Below are 5663 nucleotides of genomic sequence, written 5' to 3'. Positions count from 1 at the left end.
CACACGGGAATTTACGCTTGGGGAGAACGTGTAAGTCGAACTGGTTACGGCTAGGCCGCAGTGTTCAGCGAACCAAGAATCCCCTGCGTTTACGCATGGGGAGTGTCAAGTGACATAGTTTTCCTTTATCCCCCCAAAAAGTCCGACGTTGGACTTTTTGGGCCTCCTTTATAAAGTCAATTCTTACTGCTCATAAAAAAAGGTGAGTTAATACTTTTATATAAAAGTATTCCTCACCTTTTTCATTAACCCTTTATCATCTTCAACAAAATATCTTTTGTTTGTTCACTAAGTCCCTCTGCTTGGTCTAATGACTTCCTGAGGAAATCTTTGAAGACCTTAACCTCATCACTTTTTACAGCTATAGGAACAAAATCAAAGTTTTCGGGCTTCTCGATTTTTGTAGAGAACACGTACTGATATTTCTCTTTTTTCTTAGTAGGTGTATTGATAATGTCTTCAATATCTTCAACTGTCTTAGCATTCTTTAAAGCTTTCCCCATGGAAGAGGTAATCTTCAGATGGTATTCCTTATCATACACATACTTCTGCAAGTCCTCAGACAAATCAGCAAGAATATCTGCAATTCTAACTGTAATTAATCTCTGGTCAAAAGCAGAAAGCAAAGGTTCTATAAGTTTGCCAAGTCGTCGATAGAAAAATACCGTGGAACGGGAAACGCCAAAGATTTTAGAAACAGCCGTAGCAACATCAACACCGGCACCATAAAAGGCTTCCTCTTTTTCCAACCTTGCCATTTCAGCATAGCAACGAATCCGGGCATTTGTATCTTCCTGTGCACGTTGTGCCACATTCGAGAGAATTATAATTCGTCTGGCCGTTGCCTCGCTGATGCTATCATGTTTATAAACCTTACACGGGATAGATAAATACTTATCATCTCCGGTTACTTCATGAAGTTCATGATAAACCAAATGTCTGGTATGACCACCAAGAATCATATATGAACCATCTTCCTGTTCCCATACCGTACAGGGATGCCAAAGTCCATATTTGAAGACAGACATATAGATAAGGCCATACTGCTCCGGGCTTGGTCTACCAAAGAAATTCCATTCATCAGGAGCAGCTTTTAATTTATCCATTGGGATAAGTCTTTCAGCATCAGCAGGAATGAGGCTTTCTACTCTATCCTCTTCTTCATCCTTCTTGGATTGTGCTGCTACGGGTTTTGCCATCAGTTCTTTCAGATGTGCTAATCTCTCAGGTGAAATATCCCCCGTTGCATTTGGAGCAGGAACTGGAGCCATAGCTCCTATATCGCTGATGGTTTGATTTCGGTCAACCGAAATCTTGAATTGTTTTCTCTTAGCCAACTCTGGTCAATACCTCCTCCAAAAGTTTGGTGTAAGCTCTGGTAGCTTTACCCGAAGGATATGTCTGGCTTACAGGTTCATGCGCACTCTCTGCTTTTCTGGCATCCTCAGAGTGAGGAACAATAGCTTCCAGCATGAAATCACCAAAAGCTTCACGTATCTGCGGTACATAATCATGGGCAACCGCAGTACGCATATTAACAGCCTCAAAGAAAATCCCTGCTACTTTAAGGTCGGGATTAGCTCTACGGCACTGATTAGCGTATCCTAATGTAGTATTAACACCATCTACAGAATCATCGGCAGCGTTGACCGGAATTAACAAATATTGCACTGCCTGCATAATCTGAGCAATGTCCGCATCTACAGCCGGACGACAGTCGATTAAAATATAATCATAGTCGGTGCTCAGTTCCTGAACCAATATCTTGTATGCGTTTACACCAAGGATGACTGCATCAAGAAGAGCTTTAGTCGCAGCTGCATATCGGTCATCGTTTGGTATAATATCTACATTCTTATTCTGGGTCTTCATGACAAAATCTCTGGCCGGACGAGGATTATCACCAAGAATATTCATTACAGCAGACCCTAACTGTATATCTCCACGATAAGTTTTGGGGTCATAACCAAATCTCTTTGATAAATTCCCCTGTGGGTCAGCATCTATAATAAGAACACGATAATCACGTTTTCCCAGCAGGTCAGCAAATGCTGCGGTAGAAGTAGTTTTGCCTACTCCTCCTTTATTTGAACAAATAGCGATTGTTTTTGCCATGAACACAGACACTCCTTCTTTACCGCTTTCCAGAATACGGTTTCTGTACTTTTGAGTTAGTAGTAATATTGACTCATCTATCAACTGGCTCCCGGGAAGCCCTGTAACATCTGATATTACTTTGAACTTATCCTTCAGAGAACTTGATATCGAGGTCACAAACCTAACTCGAGGATTGTTCCTAGCCAAGAACGCCCTCTCCTTTACTGCACCTTAATTTTGTCACCTGTTTTGTACCTTTGTAAAATTGAAAGTACAAAACTTATGACATGATTATATCATTTTCTATGTGGAATGTATATATTTTTTGATAAAATACAAAAAAAATTATGTTATAATGATAAAACCTACCAACAAAGTGAAGTTTTTATAGCATATAAAAAATCTTCTTGACTCTGAGTGAGTTTTGCGTCACTGAGCTATCCCCCATGATGAGTACATTATCAGCAGCGTTTTGGAAGGTATATATTATGACGTAACAGGAATTATATAGACCTGTGGATAAATCTGTGGATAAGGCTGTGGATTATTTACCCTTCACTTTTGACAAATGCGGAAGACGTTCACCAGTTAAATACAAATTGCGCTTCTCATTCACTTATTGACGATTCTCCACCCTTTTTCAAAACTCCCGTCCCCCCTTATAGTACAAGGGATTATCTCTACTTAGTGAATATATTTCGCAATCTTGTTTCTCGGAAAAAGTGCGTTTTCCATTCACTAGCACTTTGCTGATATCCACGCTCAGCTCCTTTATTATAAGGGTTTACGGGGATTTTGACTTATACTTACTCCAGACTTACAATTGCGAAATCTGTTCACTTGATATTGCGTTTCTCATTCACTATCTTGATACTATCTTTGGTCGCACACCCTCTAAATATAAGGGCTCATGCCACTTTATCCTCTTTTATACTTCCCCTGCCCTATATACTTATATTCTATATTCTTATAAAATAAATATTTTACAACAAAACACTCTGCCTATTGAGCGTTTTGTAAACATCACTTTCTACAAGTGAACACAAAACGCATTTTTCTTAACAAGTGAATAGAAAACGCATATATAACCATTATCTACTCAATGACAAGTGAATGAAATCCGCAATTTACAATACACACAGAAGAAATAGTACATCATCTTTTCGGCATTATATCTTGATATGTCTTTGCAAGTGAACAGATTTCGCATAATTGTTTTAAGTTTTTCCCCCATTTTCTCTATTTTATGGTCACAAGTGAATGCTTTCCGCAAAAGTCTCTTTATTTAATGGGCTCTATTCGTACTTCCTCATCGGTCTGGGCATTATTTTGCGGAAAGCATTCACCATATTTTCCCAAGTACAAGTGAACACTTTCTGCATTTAAATTTCACTATAAGAAAACCGTATACATTCACATTCCTATAAGCTGAGATATTCTAACAAGTGAATGATATCCGCAATATTTATATATAATTTTCCTTAATTATGCTGCCTTTTCTGGCGCAAGTGAATGGATTTCGCAAAAAATATGTTACTTTTTTCTCTCTAAACTCAATAAACTTATGTGTTCATGGCTATTTTGCGTTTTTTGTTCACTATCTTTTCTCAAAGTGCAAGTGAACACTTTCCGCAAACTTGTTTTACTTGATACCCATTGTGACTTAAGAGTATAATTTTACATGAGTATGTAGAAAGGACTGCGTGACGAATGGAACAGAAAAAAAGTGTTATCCATGTAGACCCACAAATAGACTATACAGCTACACTTCCAGCCATATTTGCCTCGGCGCACCATTCAATGACGATAAACGAGCTAAAAGCATTTCTCTTCTTTATCGGCTTGACGCAGGCAAATACTCCTGAAGATGAAAAAAAGAACTACCACGAATACACTTTCTACACAAGCGAAATGGCGTCTCGTCTCCAAGAGGATTTGAAGACCAAACGCCCTCGCCAGGTCTATGACACGTTTAGGTCCTTACAGAGTAAGACTATAGAATTTTCTGATGAAGAATATAAGGATGAAGAAGATGCTAACCGCAAATCATTTACCCTTTTCTCTGTAGTAGACTTTCAGGGACGAAAAAAGAATAAACCACTGACACTCTCACTCCCTGCTGAGCTCAACCAGTTTTTGTACGAGAGTAAAAGCCTCATACCATTTTCTTTTGATGAGCTTAATCAGATGTCTTCCATTAAGGCAATGCAGGTCTTTATGTACTTAAAGACTTTGGAAGCTAAGGGGACAAACTCTATACCTCTACTCCAGTTTATGATTGACTTGGGATTAAACACGAAGTCATACATGGATTTCAAGATACTCAACAATCGAATCCTGAAGCCTGCGGAGAGAGAAATCCGCCAGTCCACCCCTTACAAGGACTTTAGTATATCAAATGATGGTACCAGAGGCCGTTCGCCTAAGTACCTGTATTGGCAGTTTGTCGTTACAAGCATAGAAGATAATAGGGAAAAGAGATTGACCCTTGCTTCTTTGGAGCCGGATGTGGCTGAAAAGGTGCGTTCTCTCAGCAAAGAAAAGCAGGATGCTGTTATGAGAGCACTTCAAGCAGGATTCGATACGAGCTATGTTAATAAGCTTGTGGCAATCAATCAGGACGATGTAGTCTTTGGGGCGAATATAAGCCTGGCGATAATGCAATCTGAACGCAATCATTTATCACCTGAAGATACTGGTAAGATGATTTTGTCAGCTGTCACGAAGAACTGGGTTGAAAAGGACAGCAACAAGGAATATCTTAAGCAAAAGAAGATGGCTCAAAGAGTTCGTGCCACGCAGACTGAGCTTGAGTTAGGAATAACTCAAGAAGTGGAGCTGGACGCTAACTACAAACGTAAAGCAGCGGCCTACTTTACTGGAATGACCACAGAGGAGAAAAAAGATTTCTTCATCAAGAAAAAGACCTTTATTCTCAATGTCTTTGGACACAAGAAAGAATTCCAGATTGATAAGTATCTCCATCGCAAGGAGGATGGGAATCCGGATTGGCGATACAATGAGGTGCGTGCAGCCCGTGATGTCCTCATGAGTATGCTGAAAAATGGAGATTTGAAAATATAAAAATATAACGACACTAAAAAGTCCAACGTTGGACTTTTTGTACAGCAATCATGTGTTATAAGATAAACATCTTGAATCCCTGCGAGGTAAAGGATTCAAGATGTTTTTTTATCCAAAACGCCGTAAAACCCCTAACTTTAGTTATGGGGATATAAGGCGTGTCCACCGAATTTACGTAAGTAATTGAAGGTGGAGAATTACTTTTTAACTTGTGTTGTATTATCTTTCTTAAAGTTGTATAATACAAATATGGGAGAAATAAAATATCATTCAAGCCACAATATCGTATATTCATGTAAGTACCATATCGTGTTCTGTCCCAAGTACCGCAGAAAAGTGTTGGTCAATGGCGTTGACACCAGACTAAAGGAGCTGGTCAAGTCAATCTGTGAAGAAATCCAAGTCGATGTAATCGAAATGGAAATCATGCCAGACCATGTGCATCTTCTACTGGAGGTTCACCCGCAGTTCGGTATTCACAA

Annotated in this window: 4 protein-coding genes and 1 pseudogene; 2 read left to right on the top strand and 3 right to left on the bottom strand. The window is 39.2% G+C overall.

Annotation, left to right across the window (positions count from 1 at the left end; all coding sequences use genetic code 11):
* Positions 1-245: 245 nt before the first annotated feature.
* The 3 genes and pseudogenes from G598_RS0114835 to G598_RS20480 form a co-directional block, all read right to left on the bottom strand.
* Positions 246-1337 (bottom strand): ParB/RepB/Spo0J family partition protein, encoded by a 1092-nt coding sequence (locus G598_RS0114835; RefSeq protein ID WP_026767575.1) that lies wholly within the window; start codon positions 1335-1337, stop codon positions 246-248.
* Positions 1330-2115: a ParA family protein gene (locus G598_RS18785; RefSeq protein ID WP_245582831.1), complete on the bottom strand. Its 786-nt coding sequence runs from the start codon at positions 2113-2115 to the stop codon at positions 1330-1332. Before G598_RS18785 ends, G598_RS0114835 begins: the two co-directional genes overlap by 8 nt.
* Before the next feature lie 54 nt (positions 2116-2169).
* A pseudogene (locus G598_RS20480) lies at positions 2170-2274 on the bottom strand (hypothetical protein); the annotation flags it as partial.
* Between the two features lie 1533 nt (positions 2275-3807).
* Between G598_RS20480 and G598_RS0114825 the strand changes: the two are divergent.
* Together G598_RS0114825 and tnpA are read left to right on the top strand one after the other, a co-directional pair.
* Positions 3808-5181, top strand: a complete 1374-nt coding sequence (locus tag G598_RS0114825) for a replication initiation protein (RefSeq protein ID WP_026767573.1) — start codon at positions 3808-3810, stop codon at positions 5179-5181.
* 249 nt (positions 5182-5430) lie between these two features.
* Positions 5431-5663, top strand: a 233-nt coding sequence (gene tnpA, locus G598_RS18780) for an IS200/IS605 family transposase (RefSeq protein ID WP_037364648.1), incomplete at its 3' end; no start/stop codon positions are given.

It is taken from the genome of Selenomonas ruminantium subsp. ruminantium ATCC 12561 (assembly GCF_000424065.1).
GTDB lineage: Bacteria > Bacillota > Negativicutes > Selenomonadales > Selenomonadaceae > Selenomonas_A > Selenomonas_A ruminantium.
This window is presented reverse-complemented; position numbering and strand designations above follow the sequence as displayed.

Excerpts from the sequence above, each read along its gene's own strand:
- G598_RS18785 (WP_245582831.1), bottom strand. The coding sequence starts at position 2,115 with ATGGCAAAAACAATCGCTATTTGTTCAAATAAAGGAGGAGTAGGCAAA.
- G598_RS0114825 (WP_026767573.1), top strand. The coding sequence starts at position 3,808 with ATGGAACAGAAAAAAAGTGTTATCCATGTAGACCCACAAATAGACTAT.